The 17,309-nt window shown below is 73.0% G+C and carries 22 protein-coding genes; 7 read left to right on the top strand and 15 right to left on the bottom strand.

The features are described 5' to 3' along the window. Nucleotides 1–1,524, top strand: a 1,524-nt coding sequence (locus G3I41_RS26000; protein ID WP_164402797.1) for a CHAT domain-containing protein, incomplete at its 5' end; no start/stop codon positions are given. A 35-nt stretch (nucleotides 1,525–1,559) separates the two neighbouring features. On the opposite strand, the gene G3I41_RS25995 is transcribed toward G3I41_RS26000, so the two are convergent. The 3 genes from G3I41_RS25995 to G3I41_RS25985 form a co-directional block, all read right to left on the bottom strand. After that, nucleotides 1,560–1,754, bottom strand: a complete 195-nt coding sequence (locus G3I41_RS25995; protein ID WP_164402796.1) for a hypothetical protein — start codon at nucleotides 1,752–1,754, stop codon at nucleotides 1,560–1,562. Beyond that, nucleotides 1,723–2,394, bottom strand: a complete 672-nt coding sequence (locus G3I41_RS25990; protein ID WP_343242229.1) for a DUF6338 family protein — start codon at nucleotides 2,392–2,394, stop codon at nucleotides 1,723–1,725. Before G3I41_RS25990 ends, G3I41_RS25995 begins: the two co-directional genes overlap by 32 nt. 108 nt (nucleotides 2,395–2,502) lie before the next feature. Next, nucleotides 2,503–3,492, bottom strand: a complete 990-nt coding sequence (locus tag G3I41_RS25985; protein WP_164402794.1) for a WD40 repeat domain-containing protein — start codon at nucleotides 3,490–3,492, stop codon at nucleotides 2,503–2,505. Here G3I41_RS25985 and G3I41_RS25980 point away from each other — a divergent pair. After that, a complete protein-coding gene (locus tag G3I41_RS25980) occupies nucleotides 3,491–4,273 on the top strand; it encodes a GDSL-type esterase/lipase family protein (protein ID WP_203601662.1) in 783 nt (260 codons plus the stop codon). The genes G3I41_RS25985 and G3I41_RS25980 overlap by 2 nt on opposite strands. A 148-nt stretch (nucleotides 4,274–4,421) precedes the next feature. After that, nucleotides 4,422–4,760, top strand: coding sequence for a hypothetical protein (locus G3I41_RS25975; RefSeq protein WP_143624325.1), 339 nt, complete (start codon nucleotides 4,422–4,424; stop codon nucleotides 4,758–4,760). A 16-nt stretch (nucleotides 4,761–4,776) separates the two neighbouring features. Here G3I41_RS25975 and G3I41_RS25970 read toward each other — a convergent pair whose 3' ends face one another. The 4 genes from G3I41_RS25970 to G3I41_RS25955 form a co-directional block, all read right to left on the bottom strand. After that, nucleotides 4,777–5,370 carry a helix-turn-helix transcriptional regulator gene (locus tag G3I41_RS25970; RefSeq protein WP_164402793.1) on the bottom strand — a complete coding sequence of 198 codons (594 nt, stop codon included), beginning with the start codon at nucleotides 5,368–5,370 and terminating at the stop codon, nucleotides 4,777–4,779. A 44-nt stretch (nucleotides 5,371–5,414) separates the two neighbouring features. Continuing rightward, complete coding sequence (locus G3I41_RS25965) at nucleotides 5,415–6,089, bottom strand: TetR/AcrR family transcriptional regulator (RefSeq protein ID WP_164402792.1); 675 nt, start codon at nucleotides 6,087–6,089, stop codon at nucleotides 5,415–5,417. 95 nt (nucleotides 6,090–6,184) lie between these two features. Continuing rightward, a complete protein-coding gene (locus G3I41_RS25960; RefSeq protein ID WP_343242228.1) occupies nucleotides 6,185–7,114 on the bottom strand; it encodes a hypothetical protein in 930 nt (309 codons plus the stop codon). A 145-nt stretch (nucleotides 7,115–7,259) separates the two neighbouring features. Continuing rightward, nucleotides 7,260–7,685: a hypothetical protein gene (locus tag G3I41_RS25955; protein ID WP_203601661.1), complete on the bottom strand. Its 426-nt coding sequence runs from the start codon at nucleotides 7,683–7,685 to the stop codon at nucleotides 7,260–7,262. Nucleotides 7,686–7,802: 117 nt separating this feature from the next. Between G3I41_RS25955 and G3I41_RS25950 the strand changes: the two genes are divergently transcribed. Both G3I41_RS25950 and G3I41_RS25945 read left to right on the top strand, forming a co-directional pair. Further along, nucleotides 7,803–8,579, top strand: a complete 777-nt coding sequence (locus G3I41_RS25950; protein WP_164402791.1) for a helix-turn-helix transcriptional regulator — start codon at nucleotides 7,803–7,805, stop codon at nucleotides 8,577–8,579. Beyond that, nucleotides 8,576–8,815 carry a DUF397 domain-containing protein gene (locus tag G3I41_RS25945; RefSeq protein WP_164402790.1) on the top strand — a complete coding sequence of 80 codons (240 nt, stop codon included), beginning with the start codon at nucleotides 8,576–8,578 and terminating at the stop codon, nucleotides 8,813–8,815. The genes G3I41_RS25950 and G3I41_RS25945 overlap by 4 nt, the downstream gene beginning before the upstream one ends. Before the next feature lie 5 nt (nucleotides 8,816–8,820). On the opposite strand, the gene G3I41_RS25940 is transcribed toward G3I41_RS25945, so the two are convergent. After that, nucleotides 8,821–9,624: a carboxymuconolactone decarboxylase family protein gene (locus tag G3I41_RS25940; RefSeq protein ID WP_164402789.1), complete on the bottom strand. Its 804-nt coding sequence runs from the start codon at nucleotides 9,622–9,624 to the stop codon at nucleotides 8,821–8,823. A 94-nt stretch (nucleotides 9,625–9,718) separates the two neighbouring features. Between G3I41_RS25940 and catA the strand changes: the two genes are divergently transcribed. Continuing rightward, entirely contained in the window at nucleotides 9,719–10,408 is a 690-nt protein-coding gene (gene catA, locus G3I41_RS25935) for a type A chloramphenicol O-acetyltransferase (RefSeq protein WP_164402788.1), read from the top strand. Here the strand turns inward: catA and G3I41_RS25930 are convergent. From G3I41_RS25930 to G3I41_RS25920, 3 genes are all read right to left on the bottom strand, one after another. Beyond that, complete coding sequence (locus G3I41_RS25930) at nucleotides 10,380–11,336, bottom strand: hypothetical protein (protein WP_164402787.1); 957 nt, start codon at nucleotides 11,334–11,336, stop codon at nucleotides 10,380–10,382. The two genes, catA and G3I41_RS25930, sit on opposite strands and share 29 nt — an antisense overlap. 99 nt (nucleotides 11,337–11,435) lie before the next feature. Continuing rightward, entirely contained in the window at nucleotides 11,436–12,230 is a 795-nt protein-coding gene (locus G3I41_RS25925; RefSeq protein ID WP_164402786.1) for a hypothetical protein, read from the bottom strand. Between the two features lie 126 nt (nucleotides 12,231–12,356). Continuing rightward, nucleotides 12,357–13,199, bottom strand: a complete 843-nt coding sequence (locus G3I41_RS25920; RefSeq protein ID WP_164402785.1) for an oxidoreductase — start codon at nucleotides 13,197–13,199, stop codon at nucleotides 12,357–12,359. A gap of 78 nt (nucleotides 13,200–13,277) precedes the next feature. Between G3I41_RS25920 and G3I41_RS25915 the strand changes: the two genes are divergently transcribed. After that, nucleotides 13,278–13,931 carry a DNA-binding response regulator gene (locus G3I41_RS25915; protein WP_164402784.1) on the top strand — a complete coding sequence of 218 codons (654 nt, stop codon included), beginning with the start codon at nucleotides 13,278–13,280 and terminating at the stop codon, nucleotides 13,929–13,931. Nucleotides 13,932–14,051: 120 nt separating this feature from the next. Here G3I41_RS25915 and G3I41_RS25910 read toward each other — a convergent pair whose 3' ends face one another. The 4 genes from G3I41_RS25910 to G3I41_RS25895 all read right to left on the bottom strand — a co-directional run bounded on the left by G3I41_RS25910 (nucleotide 14,052) and on the right by G3I41_RS25895 (nucleotide 17,204). Further along, nucleotides 14,052–14,744: a VOC family protein gene (locus tag G3I41_RS25910; RefSeq protein ID WP_164402783.1), complete on the bottom strand. Its 693-nt coding sequence runs from the start codon at nucleotides 14,742–14,744 to the stop codon at nucleotides 14,052–14,054. Nucleotides 14,745–14,830: 86 nt separating this feature from the next. Further along, entirely contained in the window at nucleotides 14,831–15,784 is a 954-nt protein-coding gene (locus G3I41_RS25905; RefSeq protein WP_164402782.1) for an endonuclease/exonuclease/phosphatase family protein, read from the bottom strand. Nucleotides 15,785–15,816: 32 nt separating this feature from the next. After that, nucleotides 15,817–16,533 (bottom strand): TetR/AcrR family transcriptional regulator, encoded by a 717-nt coding sequence (locus G3I41_RS25900; RefSeq protein WP_164402781.1) that lies wholly within the window; start codon nucleotides 16,531–16,533, stop codon nucleotides 15,817–15,819. Continuing rightward, nucleotides 16,530–17,204, bottom strand: coding sequence for a DUF4166 domain-containing protein (locus tag G3I41_RS25895; RefSeq protein ID WP_164402780.1), 675 nt, complete (start codon nucleotides 17,202–17,204; stop codon nucleotides 16,530–16,532). The genes G3I41_RS25900 and G3I41_RS25895 overlap by 4 nt, the downstream gene beginning before the upstream one ends. Between the last annotated feature and the right edge of the window lie 105 nt (nucleotides 17,205–17,309).

Genomic DNA, 17,309 nt, shown 5'->3' with positions numbered 1-17,309 from the left:
GAGGGTTACGCGTACGCCGTGGGGCTGCTGCCGGGCATCGCCCCGCGCGGCCTCGCCCGCGTCGATCAGGAGGCCCGCCTCGGCGGCACCGACGGGCTGGCGAGCGACGCCGCCGCGCTGGCCCTCGAAGCGGGCGCTCCGGAACGCGCGCTCGCCCTGCTCGAACAGGGCCGGGGCGTGCTGCTGGGCCAGGGCCTGGAGAACCGCGCCGACGTGTCACGGCTGCACGCCGTCGACCCGGTCCGCGCGGCGGAGTTCGAGCGCGTCCGCGACGAGTTGAGCGCTCCGGCCGCGTTCTCACCGGCCCCGGACGGGCCGCCCGGAGCCGGTGAGAGCGCCGAGGCCCGCCACGCCCTGGCCCACCGCTGGGACCGGCTCCTCGCGGAGGTGCGGGAGCTGCCGGGCCTCGCGGACTTCCTGCGCCCGCCCTCCGTCCCGGAGCTGCTCTCGGCGGCCGAGGGCGGCCCGGTCGTGGTCGTCAACGTCAGCACCTACCGCTGCGACGCCCTGGTCGTGACCTCCGCCGGAATCGACGTGGTCCCGCTGCCCGGCCTCACCCGGGAGACCGTCGCCGGGTGGGCGGCGGAGTACGTCGACGGCGTCGAGACGGCGTACGGCGCGCACGGCAAGGACGAGGCCGTCGCCATGATGCGCACCCTGTCCGGCACGCTCGGCCTGCTCTGGGACACGGTCGCGGAGCCCGTGCTCGGCCGCCTCGGCCTCGACACCGCACCGGCCCCCGGAAAGCCCTGGCCCCGGCTGTGGTGGTGCCCGACCGGCCTGCTGTCCTTCCTGCCCCTGCACGCTGCCGGGCGCGGCGGGCCGGACTCGGGCACCTGGGTCATGGACCGGGCCGTCTCGTCGTACACCCCGACCCTGCGCGCCCTGGCCCGCGCCCGCACCGGGCTCACCACCGGTGCCCGGGGCGGCCGGCCCACGCCGCTGGTGGTGGCCCTGGCCGAGACGCCGGGGGCCTCGCCACTGCCCGGGGTCGCGCGGGAGGCGGAGGTGGTGGCGGAGCTGTTCCCGGGCGGGCGGCTGCTGGCCGGGCCCGACGCGACCGTGGACGCGGTCGGCGGGGCGCTCGAAGCGCACCCCTGGGTCCACTTCAGCTGCCACGGCGTCAGCGAGCTGCTGGCCCCGTCCCGGAGCGGCCTCGTCCTCCACGACGGCCGCCTCACCGTCTCCGACGTGGCCGCCCGCCGCCCGGCGGCCCCGGAGCTCGCCGTGCTGTCCGCGTGCTCCGCGTCCCGGGGCGGCACCCGGCTCTCCGACGAGGCGGTCCAGCTGGCGGCGGCCTTCCAGCTCGCCGGGTATCCCCATGTGATCGGCACGTTGTGGCCCATCGCGGACACGCTGGCGACCCGGGTGACCGAGGCGTTCTACGCGGCCCTCGCGCAGGACGTCTCCGACGGCCGCCCCATCGACCCGGCCGCCGCCCTGCACGGCCCGGTCCGGGCCCTGCGCGACCGCTACACGGCCGCCCCGCACCTCTGGGCGGCGCACATCCACACGGGGCCGTGACCCCGGGCCGTGAGAGCCCGGGGCCGTGAGGACGCTCAGTCCTCGTCCGGCTCCCCCGGCTCGCCGCCCTGCTCCGCCGGTCCGCTCATCACCGAGCCCGAGGGCCCCTGCGGCAGCTCGTCCGGCTCGACCATGAGGCGGGTGGGCCGGTAGGTCTTGGTGGAGCGGAACTCCACCACCCACTCCGCGAGTTCGTCGTCACTGCCCGGCTCCGGTTCCCGTTCGCTCACCCTCGTCCACCCCTCTCACCACCGGCCGCCGCCGCTCGGGCGGCAGCAGCACCTCCAGTACGTCGATCTCCTCCGCGCGTACGTACACGCCCCCGGTGCCGGGCACCCGGCCCACGAAGCTGCCGTCCGGGGCCATCCGGTACTGGGCCTCCAGATACAGGTCCCCGCTGTGCGGATACGCCGAGACGGCGGACCGGGTCCCCAGCCAACCTCCCACCCACAGACCGCTCTTGAGCCGTACGCGTACGAAGCAGGAGTCCCGCCCCCGGAACAGCGCGTCCCATGCGGTCGGCGTCGGCTCGTACCGCGCCCGTGCGTCCCGCCGCCGCCAGGCCGCCTCCGCCCAGGCGAGCGCGGCCGGCACGACGACGATCAGCAGCAGCGCGGCGAGACCCGCCTGCCGGGGCTGCCGGGCCGCACCCGCGAGGGGTCCCTCGCCGTCGCCCAGGAGCAGCCGCAGCAGCCAGGGCCCGGCGGCCACCACGTACAGCGTGTCGAGCAGGGCGCCGGCGGCGATCGCGCGTACGAGGCGGTTCTGCGGCTCCTGCTCGGCGGCGAGCGGTCCGCGCAGGCGCTCCCGGACGGCCTGGTGGAAGACGCCGGGCAGCACGAGGACCAGCAGGATGGTCAGCTGTTGCACCGTTCCCGGGACCATCGTGGTGCCGCACCCCCGTGGCGTGTACGTGCCCGAACCCTGCCGCCCCAGGATGACGCACCGGACGCCCCCGCGTCAGGGGATCCCGCGCCCTCAGCCCTTGCGGCGGCGCCGCCCCAGGAGGAGCAGCAGCCCGATCCCGGCGAGCACGGCCACGCCGGTCAGCGTCGTGCCCTTCACCGGCACGCCGTCACCGCCCCCGTCGGCCGTGTCCTTCGTCCCCCCGGCCCGGTGCGTGGCGCCGCCGCCCCCGTCCCCGGTCTTCTTCAGGTCCACCCGCACGACGCTGCTGCGCTCGCCCTCGGAGCCGTACATCAGGGCGGAGCCGTCCGCCGTGTACGTCACGGACTCGGACTGCGGGAGCAGCGGCGACTCGACGTCGTAGTCCTTGCCGAGGCGGCCGTTCGCGAAGGTGTAGCCGCGGGCGCTGAAGTAGGAGCGCAGGACGAGTTCCCCGCCGTCCGGCGAGAAGGCGCCGTCCGTCACCCAGGGGACCTCGCCGACCCGCTTGAAGACGTTGTCGCCGCCGGTGCCGAGCTTCGCGGGGCCCTCGTACAGGCCGCCGCCGTCCTCGTTCTTGGAGGCGATGTAGACGCGCCCGGTCCTGGGGTGGACCATCAGCGCCTCGGCGTTGCGGGGCCCGTCGGCGTACTTCACGTCGAACTGGGTGGCCCGGACGGTGGCGTCCTTCAGGGTCCTGGGCTCGGGGAAGCGGTAGATCCAGACGTGGTCCCAGCTGCCGTTCAGGTTGTCGCCGATGTCGCCGACGTAGATGTTCCCGTCCGGCCCGATCGAGATGGCCTCCACGTCGCGGGGCTGCCCGACACCCTTCATCGTGACGGTCGCGACGGTCTTCCCGGTCCGCGAGTCGACCGCGAAGACGTACGGACCGTCGTCGCTGTCGTTGTGCGTCCAGTAGATCCCCGGGTGGAGGCGGCTCGCGGCGAGGCCGCTGGACTCGGTGATCCGGGGGTCCTCGATCGTGAAGCTCCGGTCGGCCCCGCCGTCGGCGAGCGCGGGGGCCGCGGCGAGGGCGAGGAGCACGGCGGCGCCGAGGGCGGAGGTCAGTCGGTACGAACGCATGGCACAAGTGTCCATCGTCACCTACCGGCGCGTAGCCGTGATCCGCGATGATGACGCCATGCGTTTCATGTGTGTCGGCGATTCCATGACCATCGGGCGCGCCGGCGACTTCACCTGGCGCTACCGCATGTGGCAGCACCTGGAGGCGGCAGCGGACGGCCCGCACGAGCTGGTGGGCCCGCGCACGGGCCTCTACGACGCCGGTACGGGCACGGCCTCGTCCTCCGCGTACGCCGCCGACGACTTCCCGCCGGCCGCGCGCCGCCACCTCGCGGGCTGGGGCGAGGGCTGGCTCCACATGGCCCCGCTGATCGCGGAGGCGGTGACCGCGCACCGCCCGGACGTCCTGCTGGTCTCCCTCGGCCTGATAGACCTCGGCTTCTACACGGACAGCGCCCGGACGGCGGAGAACGCCGCCGCGTTCCTGACGGCGGCCCGCGAGGCGAACCCGCGCATCCGCGTGGTCCTGCTCCCGGTGATCCCGAACATCCGCGCCGAGACGGACGCCCCGTTCGCGGCGGAGTGCGCCCGCTTCAACGACCTCCTGGCGAAGGCGGTGGCCGACCTGTCCACCCCGCCGTCCCCGCTCCTCCTGGCCTCCCACCCCGCGACGTACGACATCCACACGGACACGTACGACGGCACCCACCCCGGCCCCACGGGCGAACACCACCTGGCCGCGGCCTTCGCGGACGCGATGCACGAGGCGTGGGAGGTGGGCGGCCGGTACGCGGGGGCGGCAGCGGCGGCGACCGCTTCAGCGGGTCCCGCCTTCGTGTGACCCACATCTCCCCGCACCCGGGCCTCCGGGCCTCACAAGCCGGTCCGTCGTTTCGTCGCAGAGGAGAAAGCCGTCGTTCAGGGCCGGCCGCGTCCCCTCGGGTTCCGCGCGTCGCCCCGTGAGCTCAGAAGGATCAAGGGTCATCGCCATGGACGCTCTCCGGTACGTCTTCCTCGTCTTCCACCTCTTCGGCTTCGCCGCGATCATGGGCGGGCTCTTCTACCAGCTGCGGGGCAAGGACCCGGTGACCGCCGGTTACATGGCCGTCAGCGCCGTCGTCCAGCTGGTCACCGGCGCGGGGCTGATCTGGACCCGGCACGCCCTGGACCTGCCGGTGATCGACGCGAAGATGTGGGTGAAGCTCGCCCTGGACGTCCTGGTGGCGGCGGTCGCGCTGATCGGCATGCGGAACAAGCAGGCATGGGCCTTCTACGGCGTCGGCACACTCACCGCCGGGGCGGTCGTCGTGGCCGTCGCCTGGACGTGACCGCGCCCCTGCCGCCTCACTCGCGCCCCGAGGGCTTCGCCCGTACGTGCATCCGCTCGCCCTGCGGTCCGAACAGGCTCAGGAACTCCACCGGTTCCGGTCCGGCCGCCCCCCACCAGTGCGGCGTGTGGGTGTCGAACTCGGCCGCCTCGCCCGCCGTGAGGACCAGGTCGTGGTCGCCCAGGACCAGGCGGAGGCGGCCCGAGAGGACGTACAGCCACTCGTAGCCCTCGTGGACCCGTTGCTCGACCGGGCCGGCCGGGCCCGTCGCACCCGGCATGACCTGCTTGTACGCGTTCACACCGCCCAGATGCCGGGTGAGCGGGACGAAGGTCATCCCGTGGCGTTTGAAGGGGCGGAAGGTGACCCTCGGATCCCCCGTGTCCGGCGCGCCGACGAGCTCGTCCAGCTGGACGCCGTACGCCTTCGCCAGGGGCAGCAGCAGTTCGAGCGTCGGTTTGCGGCCGCCCGACTCCAGGCGGGAGAGCGTGCTGAGCGAGATGCCGGTCGTCTCGCTCAGCTGTGTCAGCGTCGTCCCGCGCTCGGTGCGCAGCGCGCGCAGGCGGGGACCGACACCGGTCAGGACGGCGGCCAGGTCATCGTCACCCATGGGGTCTGCCATGGTTCCATTTGCCGACCCGGCAACGCGTCTTGTCAAACGGTGGCGCCACCGGCGGCCCCCGGAGCGTCCGGATGCGCCGGACCGATCATCGCCATCGACAGCCGCGTGAACTCACTGGTCAGCCACGCCGGGGGCACCTGGCGCGGCCTCCGCCCGTGGTGGGCGAGCAGTTCGTCCACCGACCGCGTCAGCACCTTCACCACCACCGCGAGGTCGCCGTCCACCCCGTGCCCCCGCGTCCGGGCCCGCTCGGACTCCGCCGTCAGGAACTCCACCCACACGGAGCGCCACATCGTGAGGTGCTCCTCCATCGCCCGGCTCACGCCCAGCACCTCCACGAAGGCCACCCGGGCCGCTCGCGGGTCCCGCGTGACGGCCCGGACGTACGCGTCGAAGAGCCTGTGAACGCGCTCCTCGGTCGGGCAGGTGTCCATGCCCTCCGCCGCCAGCTCCGCCTGCGCCGCCTGCATCCCGGTCATCGCGACCTCGTCGTACAGGTCGGTGAGCAGCGCCTCGCGCGACGCGAACTCGCGGTGGAAGTCCCGCACCTCCACCTGCGCCTCCGCGCACAGGTCCTCGACGGACGTGTGGGCGTAGCCGTACACGGCGAACAACGTCCGCCCCGCCTCCATGAGTTGCGCACGCACCCGCGCGGGGTCGCGCACCGCTCGTACGCCGTCCCAAAGCCGCACCACGGTATTCACCACGGGTCCTCCTCAGTCCGTACCGGCCCCCGGCCACCACTGTCCACGCCTTGCCGCATCCACGGCAAAGACCGCCACACCACGAACGGACGTGCGCTTCACGGCGCTGCCGCGCCCGCTTCCAGAATCGTCGCGACCCGTTCCCGCCAGGGCTGCTGCCGGGGCGGGTACTTCGCGAAGTGCGCCTCCTCGGCCGCCTGCCGGGCGCACGGGCCGCACAGCGTCTCGTCCGCCCTGGGCCGGAACACATGCTCCGGCCCGTCCCCCTCGCACGTCACGTGCGGCCTCACCGTCGCCACCGGCGCGATCGGCGCGGGTGCCTCCGGCAGCTTGTGTACGAGACGGTGGCGCACGAAGCCGTAGGCCGACCGTACGCCTTCCGCCGGGAGGCCGTTCACCAGCGCCTGCCGCAGCTCCGCCGCCTTCACGCCCCGCCGCAGCCAGTCCGCCGCCGTCTCGGACAGGCTGCGCGCCTCGCGTACGCCGAGGTGCAGTTGCGGGTTCGCATGCCGCAGCGAGAGCAACACGCGCTCGGCCTGCACGACTTCCGGATCGGTCGCCGCGACCGACCCGGCCGCTTCGGTCGCAGGCGCCTCGGCCGCCGCAGGCGCTTCGGTGGGTGGGTGGGGATTGTTCTCCTCACGTTCTTCCACAACCTCTGGTTGGGAAGCCCCGACCGGCCGAGTGCCCGCCTGACCGCCCGCCCGTGGCCGATCAGTCGGTTTGGCCTGCGCGTTCGCCGCCCTGAGCGCCCGCGCCTCCTCGTCCGTGAGCGGCACGTTGGAGAACAGCTGGTCCGTCATCCACAGTCCGCCCGGTCCCTGCCACCGCCACTCGTGGACGTAACCGGCCTCCTTCAGCTGGCCCTTGGCCTTCTGGTACGCCCGGCCCTTGATGCCGAGCCTCTTCGCGTGATCGCTCAGCGCTTCGCTCGCGCGGGACTCGGGCAAACCCTGCACATACATGATCAGAAGCTTTGCGTCGCTGCTCAGATTCGGGTGACGTACGACATCGTGCGTGGCCTTCACATAGGCGCGGGACGGCGAGATAGCATGCCAAAGCATCTTCGGTGGACCTCGTGAATCCATCAGGGGTGAAGGCCCTCGGATCGGGTGTTGGTAGCACCCCCGAGGGCCGCCCCGTGCGCGGCGCGCACGGAGCGTAACGACCCGGTCACCGTACAGCAGTGATTCCGTCCGACACCACCTTGGTTACCAGCTCGAACAGAAGTGCTGTATCCACGAACGGATCGTCGGCCGTCGGCTCCGAACGCCAGTCCAGCGGGTACGTCAGCCCGCGTAGCGCGGGCACGCCCACGAAGTCCGAACCCTTGCGCACGAGCGCGTCCACGCCCGCCGGCCAGCGGTAGGCACGCGCCGTGCCGGGCTCGACGAGGAAGTACACGCTCCGCATCCCGATCCAGGACCGAATGATCGGCCCGGCCTGAAAGTCCGTGAACTGCATCAGCTCGTACGAGACTTGCTCGCCGAGCACGCCGGAGATCCGGACCGCGTCGAAGTGGATGCCCGCGTGCCGCAGGGCGTGACCGCTGGCGGGGATCCAGGAGGGCACCGGGTTCGGTGAATTTTTCGGTTCCATACGGTAAGCGTCGGCGCCCGCACTTACCGTGACCAGGGACACAAGGCGTCTGTGCACTGTTGTGCACTTGGAGGTGGGGCTGTGCACTCCAGTAGTACCGGTGACGGGACCGCTGAGATGTTCGGTGCGCTGTTACGGCATTACCGCGAACTGGCGGATCTCTCGCAGGAGGCGTTGGGCGGCAAGATCGGCTTCTCCAAGTCGCAGGTGGCGATGGTGGAACGGGGCCACAGGCCGCCGAAGGGAAATTTCGTCCCGAAGGCGGACTCGGCAACGGGGGCGAACGGTGCGATGATCGCTGCGGCATTGAAGTTGAAGTTCAGCAGCGTGGCGACCTGGTTCGAACCGTTCGCCGACGAGGAAGCCAGGGCCGTAGCGCGCTACGAGTACGAGTGCCACGTGGTACCCGGACTGCTGCAGACCGAGGCGCACGCGCGCGCTGTGTTCAGCCAAGCCTGCCCGCCCCTGGACGACGAAGCGATCGAGAGACTGGTCGCCGGACGCATGGCGCGGCAAGCTCTGCTGGCACGCAGGCCGCTTCCGGACATCAGCTTCGTTCTCGAACCCAGCGCGCTCCTGCGTCCCATCGGTGGGCGCGATGCGCACAGGGCCCAGCTGCAGCACATTCTTGATATCAGCCAGTTACGACATGTGCAGCTACAGGTGATGTCCCCCGAACGGGAGACCCACTCGGGCCTGAGTGGTTCCTTCGTCCTCCTGGAGACCGACGATCGGCGGCGGCTGGCATATCTGGAGGTACAGGACCGCAACTTCCTCGTCACTGAACAACCCCACCTGGGGGACCTGTTCGCCAAATATGGGAGGCTGCGGTCCGAAGCCCACGGACTCGAAGAGTCGCGCGAGTGGATCAAGCGGACGATAGAAGGACTATGAGTACTGACCTCAGGTGGTTCAAGAGCAGCTACAGCGGCGAAGGCGGCGGCAACTGCATCGAGGTCGCCCTCTCCTGGTCCAAGTCCAGCTACAGCGGCACGAACGGCGGCGACTGCGTAGAGGTCGCCACCTGCCCCCACACCGTCCACGTCCGCGACTCCAAGGACATCACCGTCCCCGCACTCGCCGTCTCCCCCGGCGCCTGGGACACGTTCATCCGCCACACCGCCGCGTAAGGCACTTACGCGGCATCCCGCTCCGCGAACACCTCGCGCGCCGCCGCGAGGCCGTTCAGCGCGGCCGGGAAACCGGCGTAGCCGGCCATCTGCGTGATGATCTCCACGGCCTCCTCCCGCGTGCCGCCCACGTTGAGCAGGCCGTGGAGGTGCACGCGCAGCTGCGGGCCGACCGTGCCGAGGGCGGTGCACAGGGCCACGGTGACGAGTTCGCGGGTCGGGAGGTCGAGGCCCGTACGCGAGTACACGTCACCGAACGAGAATTCCAGCACGTAGCGGGCGAGGTCGGGCGCGATGTCCTTGAGGGAGTCGATGACCTGCTGCCCGGCGTGGCCGTCGATGTCGGCGAGCGCCTGCCGACCGCGTTCGAGGCGGTCGCCGCCCTGGTCGGCGGAGGAGTCGGCGGGGACGAACGCGGGCTCGTCGGGGCGGGACTCGAAGACCTCGCGGGCGGCGGTGAGGCCGTTGAGGGAGGCGGGGAAACCGGCGTAGACGCAGACGTGGATGAGGACTTCCACGATCTCCTCGCGCGTGCAGCCGACATTGAGCGCGCCGCCGATGTGGAAGCGGAGCTGAGGCGCGGCGTTGCCCATGGCGGCGAGGGCGGCGACGGTGCTCAACTGGCGCTGACGGCGGGTGAGTCCGGGGCGCGTGTAGATGTCGCCGAAGCCGAACTCCACGATGTAGCGGCCCATGTGCGGGGCGATGTCGGCGAGGCCGTCGATGACGGCGTCCTGGGCTCCGTTCGCGACCTCGCTGAGGGCCGCGTAACCACGCTCGTACCGGTCGTTCTGCTGTTCGCTGGTCATGTCGGAGACGGTAGGAGTTGGAGTGCACTCCAACGCAAGCGAGTGCCGCGAAAACCCTTCGAGCGGGCGCACCGGTGACTGCGATGATGCCCGGATGGACGCTCCGACCCCCCTGGACCTGGACACCTGGCCGCGCCGGGAGCACTTCGCACATTACCGGCGCCGCGTGCCGTGCACGTACTCGATGACGGTGGAGGTGGACGTCACGGAGTTCACCGCCGCGCTGCGGCGTTCGCCGCGCAAGTCGTACGTGGCGCAGGTGTGGGCGCTGGCGACGGTGGTGAACCGGCACGAGGAGTTCCGGCTGTGCCTGACGGAGTCGGGCGACCCGGCGGTGTGGCCGGTGGTGCATCCGGCGTTCACGGTGTTCCACGCGGAGCGGGAGACGTTCGCGTGCGTGTGGGCGGCCTACGACGCGGACTTCGGGGCGTTCCACGACGCGGCGGCCCCACTGCTGGCGGAGCACGCGGGAGCGACGGAGTTCTTCCCGCAGGGCCCGCCGCCGCCGAACGCGTTCGACGTGTCGAGCCTGCCGTGGCGGTCGTTCACGGGGTTCAACCTGAACATCCGGGACGGCTACGACCACTTGGCGCCGATCTTCACGCTCGGCCGGTACGTCGAACGCGAGGGCCGGGTCCTCCTCCCGCTGGCGGTGCAGGTGCACCACGCGGCGGCGGACGGATTCCATACGGCGCGCCTGGTCGATGAGGTGGAGGCGCTGATGGCGGAGGCGGCGGAGTGGGCGGGGCAGTGCGCTACTGGCGCGCCAGGGCGTACTGGTTGAGCGAGTCCGGGTCGCCGATCCAGTAGAAGAGGGTGGGCCGCTCCCCGGTGCCGCCGAAGTACCAGCCGGGGCCCTCCGTGCAGCCGCTGACGCTGAGTTCGAGCTCTGTGGTTCCGGACGGCGAGGTGCCCGTGGTCCACGTGCCGGTGCCGTCGCACCGCTCGGAGGCGCCCCCGTCGGATGCCTCTTCCTTCGCGCGGGCGCCCATGTCGTGGGCGGCGGCGGTGCCGTCGGACCGGAGGGTGAGGGTGCCGCCGTGCTCGTCGGACCAGGTGCCGACGAGCTGTGCGGCGGTGAGCCGGGGCGGCTCGTATGCCTGGATCAGGCCGGTCCCGTAAGCCACCAGACCGCCGGCGAAGACCACCGCCGACAGCGACGCCCCGCAGACCAGGACGAGCGCGGCCAGCCCGAACCGGGCTCCGTTGCGGCGCACGACGGTCACGGCCCGGGTACACAGGACGGCGGGAGCCAGGCCGAGGAAGGTCGCGGCGAGGACCGCGGGAACCACGGTCCAACCGCCACCGAGGAGCAGCGTCGGCACCCCGGCACCTACGGCGGCCGTCGCGGCGACCGCCCCGCAGACGGCCACACACCAGCGCGTCCCCTCCGCCCGCCCGGCCCTGCGGGCCGACCAGCGCGACAGCTGCACGACCGGCAGGACGACCACCGCCGAGCCGATCGAACCCGCCAGGCCGAGCACGACCGCCGCGACCACGATCACGACGAGGTATCCGACGTAGGCGCCGATACCGGTGGCGAAATAGTGCTCGTCCCGCAAGCCCGCCAGGAAGTAGACCACTGCGGTGAGGGCGCCTTCCCCCGCCAGCGCCACGGCCCCGGTCAGCCACGCCGCTGTCCAGCCCGCGCCGCCGACACGCGCCGGTCCTCCAGGAGTTGCCGCCGGTCTCGCAACCGTCCAGTGCGCCATCTCTCGTCCCTTCCCCCGTGGCCGTGGCTCGTCCATCATGCATCTGAGCGACTGGACCGCCGCCGCAGGGGTGCCACGGACGGGCTTCGCGGACAGGCCCTACGCCGTCGCCTTGAGGACCCGCACCGCCTCCCGGGGGTCGTCCACGGCGAACCGCACCTCGCGGACGTCCTGCGGCGGCTGCCCCGGCTTGGGAGCGACGGAGTACGGCTCGCGCAGGGTGACGCTGAGGGTGGTGGAGTCGCCGATGGGCATCGCGAGCACGCCGCCGTCGATCTGGACGGCCCTGCGGTAACCGCTGTGGCGGCTCGTGCGCACGGACTCGATGAGGTCGAGGGGGACGGCGACCTGCACGAAGTGCGCGAAGCGGAGGACGAGCCGGCCGCCCCCGACGACGTGCGGCCGGACGGACAGGGCCGCGACGAACCCGATGAGCCAGAGCACGCCGTACGCGGAGAGGACGAGGAGGGCGACGCGCACGGGGGCCCAGGGCACGAGGAATTCGGCGAGCGCGATCTCCAGGGGGGCGAGGAAGACCATCACCCACATGATGGGCCTGATCTCGCCCCCGTACGCCAGGACCGCGCACCCGTCGGGCACGTCCGGCTTCCGCCGCACCCACCGCCACAGCGCCCGGAACAGCCCGAACTCCATGCCGACGACCCTGGCGAGGGGCCCGGGCAGCACGACCCCGAGGGACCGCTCCAGCGCGGCCTGTCCGTCGGCCCCGTCCCGCCGGGACGCCCGATAGGCCCGCCCGGCGAGGACGACCTCGACCAGCACGACCCCGCCGAGCACCCCCTCGACGGTAAGCCCCACGACGACGGCCTCACCGACCCCGAAGACCCCGCCCCACACGAGCCCCACTTCGACCAGCACGACAAAGGGCACCACCCACCGAACCGCCCCCGCCAACGTCCCCCGCATGGCAAATCCCCTCCCGCCCCACCCTCGCGCAGAGAGCCGCCACCCGTCGAGACGCCCTCCTCCGGGTGACCGGATCCGTCCCGCCCCCGGCCGTCAGCCCCGCAGCTCGGCCACGTCCTCCTCGCTCAGCACGAGGTCCGCCGCCGCCATGTTCTCCTCCAGGTGCGTGAGGTCGCCCGTGCCGGGGATGGCGAGCATGACCGGGGACGAGGCCAGGAGGCGGGCCAGCTGGACCTGGGGGGCCGTCGCGCCCAGGCGGGCCGCGACCTTGTCCAGGCGGCTCGTGTCCAGGGGGTCGCGGCCGCCGCCGAGGAGGAAGAAGGGGACGTACGCGATACCGGCGGCCTCGCACTCCGCGAGCAGGGCCAGGTCGTCCGCGTACGGGTTCTGGACGCAGACCACCGGGGCGATCGCGCGGGCCTCCGCGAGCTGGGCGGCGTCGATGTTGCTGACGCCCAGGTGGCGGATCAGGCCCTCCTCGCGGAGGGCGGCCAGGGCGGCGAAGCGTTCGGCCACGGACTCGCCGCCGGGACCGCTCATGCCGCCCACCCGGAGGTTGACGACGTCGAGCCGGTCGACGCCGAGGGCGGTCAGGTCCGCCTCGACGAGGGCGCGCAGCTGGTCGGCCGTGGCCTGGCCGCTGGGCATGCCGTCCGGGCCGGGCAGGGGGCCGACCTTCGTCGCGATGACCAGGTCGTCGGGGTAGGGGGCCAGCGCCTCCCGGATCAGGTCGTTGGCACGGACATCGCCCCGGGCGTAGAACGCGGCGGTGTCGATGTGGTTCACGCCCAGCTCGACGGCCCGGCGCAGGACCGCGATGCCGTTCTCCGGGGAACGGGCGGGGCCGTCGAACGTGCCCATGGGGAGGCGCATCGCGCCGAAGCCGAGACGGTTGACGGGGAGGTCGCCGCCGAGGGCGAAGGTGGTGGTCGTCATGGCTTCATGCTCCCCGGGGGCCCGGGGACGGCCCAGCGCGTGGCAGGTTACTGCCAGCCGTACTGCCAGACTTGCGGGATGCGGAACGAACAGATCTTCTCGGTCCACGGCGACGCGGAACTGCTGGCGCGCGCCGGACACCTCCTGGAATCCGCCCGCACCGAGTTCCTGTGCGCCGCCCGCACCCTGACGACCTGGCCACGGCCGCAGACCTGGACCACGCCGGGCCCCGGCTTCACGACCCGGAAGCTGCTCACCCCGGCCGCCCTGGCGGACGAGGCGACGCGGGAACACCTGCGCCTCGTACTGGGCGCGGGTGCCCAGGTGCGCATCACCGACGCGGAGCTCCCGCACGAGACGATCATCATCGACCGCCGGGTGATGATCCTGGCGGGCCGCGAGGCGCCGACCGGCCGCGAGTACTCCGTGACGACCGCGAAGAACATGATCGACGGGGTGCACTCGCTGTTCGACGCGATGTGGGACCGGTCGGCGGACTACGGCACCTACCTCGCCACGGACACCCCGCAGCTGACACCGGAGTCCCGCCGCATCCTGGAAGCGCTGAGCACGGGCCGCACCGACGACTCGGCCGCCCGCCACCTCGGCCTCTCCCTCCGCACGTACCGCCGCCGGGTGGCGGACCTGATGGTGACGCTCCAGGCCGCGTCCCGCTTCCAGGCGGGGCTGCGGGCGGGGAAGCTGGGGCTGCCGGGGAGCGGGGGGCGGTGAGCCCCGGGGTGCGCCCCCGCACCGGAGGGTGCGGGGGCGCTGCTACGGCGCCAGTGTGCGGACCACGCAGAATTCGTTGCCCTCCGGATCCGCCGGCTGTCGTCGTGCGCCCGCCGGGAATTACGGGACGGCCCTCAGCATGAACTCATTGCCGTCCGGGTCCAGGAACACCCCGTCCGGTCCGGGCCGCGCGCCCAACGCGATGAGCCGGGCGGTCTCCGCTTCCCCGTCCGCGCCCGGCGGGAGCGTCAGCTCGAAGTACAGGCGGTTCACGTCCGGCTTCTCGCGCACCGGCGGGCCGCCCCAGGTGAGCTTCGTGCCGCCCTCCGGGGACTGGACCGCCGTCTCCTCGTCCTGGTCCCAGACCAGCGGCCAGCCCAGGGCCGCGCTCCAGAAGTAGCCCACCGCCTGGGTGCCGTCGCAGGAGACCGCGCCGATCACCCCGGTGTCCGCGAGGAACGTGTTGCCGGCCCCGATCACACAGAACTCGTTGCCGTCCGGGTCGGCGAGGACGATGTGGCCCTCCTCCGGGGTCTGGCCGATGTCGATGTGCCGGGCGCCGAGTTCCAGCGCGCGGGCCACCGCCTCCCGCTGGGCCTCCGGGGTCGCGCTCGTCAGGTCGAAGTGCGCCTGGTTCTGCCGGGTCTTGGGCGCCCGGCTCCCGGTGAAGCGGAGCGGGTACCCCTGGCTGTCCGGGGGGACGACGAGCGTGCCGTCGCCGGACCGCTCCCAGTCCAGGAGCCCGGCCCAGAAGCGGGCCAGGCCCGACGGGTCCGTGGCGTGGAAGCCGATCGCTGCAAGGTGGGGCCTCATGTGCCGTACTTCTCCGCTTCGTTGGCGCTTCGCCCGCGCATCCTAGGGACGGCGTACGGGAAGGGCATCCCGATTTCTGGGCACCCTCAGTCCAGCGTGACCCGCGCCGTCACCGGCAGGTGGTCGCTGCCCGTCGCCGGAAGCGTGCGGACCCGGCCCACCGTCGCCTCCCTCGCCAGCACCTGGTCGATCCTGGCCAGCGGGAAGGACGCCGGGAAGCTGAACGCGAACCCGCGCCGCGACACGTCGAGCCGGGACGTCAGGGGGGCGATCCCCCGGTCGTCCACCGTGGCGTTGAGGTCGCCGAGCAGGATCACCGGACCCGTCGCCTCCGCGTCCAGCGCCCGGCCCAGCAGCCGGGCGCTCTCGTCGCGGCGGGCGGTGCCGAGGCCGCCCGCGCCGAGCCGGAAGGACGGCAGGTGCGCCACGTACACCGCGACCTCGCCGTGCGGGGTGCGGGCCACCGTGCGCAAGCCCCGGCTCCACGGCCCCGCGACGGACTCCGGCTTGATGTCCACCGCCCGGGTGCCGGTGAGGGGGTGGACCGACCAGATCCCGACCGTGCCCCGGACCTCGTGGAACGGGTACGCCCCCGCCAGCTCCCTCTCGTACGCCGGCAACGCCTCCGGGACCAGTTCCTCCAGCGCGATCAGGTCGGCCCCCCGGGCCGCCAGCGCACGGGCCGTGCCCGCCGGGTCCTCGTTCACGTCGCTGACGTTGTGCTGCACCACGACGAGGTCACGTGGGCCCGGGTCCGCCGCCGGGAGCAGCAGCCCGCCGAACGCGTACGCCCACGCCGCCACCGGCAGCACCACCGCCACCAGCGCGAGCGCCGACCGGCGCAGCACGGCGAGGGTCAGCAGCGGTACGACGGCGAGGCCGAGCCAGGGCAGCAACGATTCCAGCAGGCTGCCGAGGCGGCCGGGGGTGTTGGGGACGAGGCCGGGGGCGACGAGGAGGAGCGCGGTCAGGGCGGCGAGTGCGGCGAGGATTCCGCCGCGCTGCCAGGGACCGGGGGCCTCGGCGCCCCGCTCCCGCACGCGCCACCTCGCGGCGGCCCTCCACCGCACGCTCACGCCCGCCCCCGATGCCCCGACCTGCGCAGCCGGGACCGCACCGCTCGCTGTGCCACCGGCCCCAGGCCCTCCAGCGCGGCGGCCAGGGCGGCGAGCTGGTCCAGGGCGGCCAGGGCCCGTTCGGCGCCGGACGGGTCGACGCCCTCGTACAGTTCGATCCCGACGAAGGCCGCCGACGCCGCCTTCGCCAGGCCGGTCACGTCCACGAACTCGGCGAGCGGTGTGCCCGCCAGGACGCGGGCGAGGACCCGCTCGATCTCGTCGGTCCAGAGGGTGAGGCCCGCCGCCGTGGCCGCCGCGAGGCGCGGTTGCGTCTGGCCTCCGGCGAGCAGCTGGCCCAGCACGGCGACGTGACCGCCCGCGCGCTCGGAGACGTTCAGCTCGCGTGCCACGGCGAGGAGTTCGCCCAATGAGCGGACCCCGTCCAGGCGTTCCCGGTAGGTGGCGAGGCGCTGCTCGGCGCCGTACCGGCAGGCGGCGGCGAGCAGGTCGTCGACGGTGCCGAAGTGGTAGAAGACCAGCGCCTGATTGACCCCGGCCGCCGCGGCGATGCTGCGCGCGGAGGTCTTCGCGATGCCCTGCTCGGTGAGCGTGGCCAGGGCGCCGGCGAGGAGCTTGGTGCGGGTGTCCCCGGCGCCGGACGCGCGTCCGGTGTTGCCCCGCCGCGCCCCGGAACCGGAACCGTCGCTTTCGGCGGCAGCCGCCCCGCTCACGCCCGTACCTCCTCGCGTACCGGCCGCAGATCCTGCCGTATCCCGCGCGCCGGTGCGTACTCCGCCGTGAACGAGCCCTCGTAGCCGAAGAGGGGGCCGAAGCGGCGGTTGGTGACGCGGACCCGGATGCGGAAGCGGGCCGACGCCTCGTCGTACGACTCGCGGACCACCGCGTCTCCCCCGATCAGCGCGGGCACCCGGGCGTCCACCGGGCCCTCCCGGAAGCGGTGTTCGCCGGAGCGGATCACGAGGGCGCCCTCGCGGTCCACCGAGAGGTGCAGGTCGGTCGCGAGGTGCTGGTGCGTACCCAGGTAGTCCACCACGCAACCGCGCTCCGGGCTGTGGACCATCGTCGCGTCGAAGCGCCGGGGCCCGTCCGGGAAGGCGAACGTCCTGACGAAGGTGACCGTTTCGCGGCCGAAGGTGTCCGTGAAGGGCACGTTCTCGATGGTGAAGGGGATGTCGCGGCCGGTGCGCGGGAGCAGGATGTTGCGGGTCCCGCCCAGCGCGAGGAACGGCCGCAGCCACGGGCCGCCGTGCCAGACGCGGTCCATCACCCCGCGCCCCGTACAGGACTCGCCGCTGTCGAGGCCGACCGAGAAGCGGCGCCGGAGGCGGGGGTGGAGGCGGTCGAAGTCGGCCCCCAGGGCCTGCCGGAAGATCGAGGTCACGGGCGCTCCAAGCGGTCGAGGAGGGTGGGCGCGGTGGCGGCGGGACCGCGCCCCGGTGGGCGGCGCGGACAGCGGCGGGCCGCCGGGGTGCCCGGCAGCGGCGGC

It is taken from the genome of Streptomyces sp. SID9727 (assembly GCF_010550605.1).
In the GTDB taxonomy this organism is placed as follows: Bacteria; Actinomycetota; Actinomycetes; order Streptomycetales; family Streptomycetaceae; genus Streptomyces.
The sequence above is the reverse complement of the archived record's forward strand: the minus strand, read 5'-3'. Positions and strand labels throughout refer to the sequence as shown.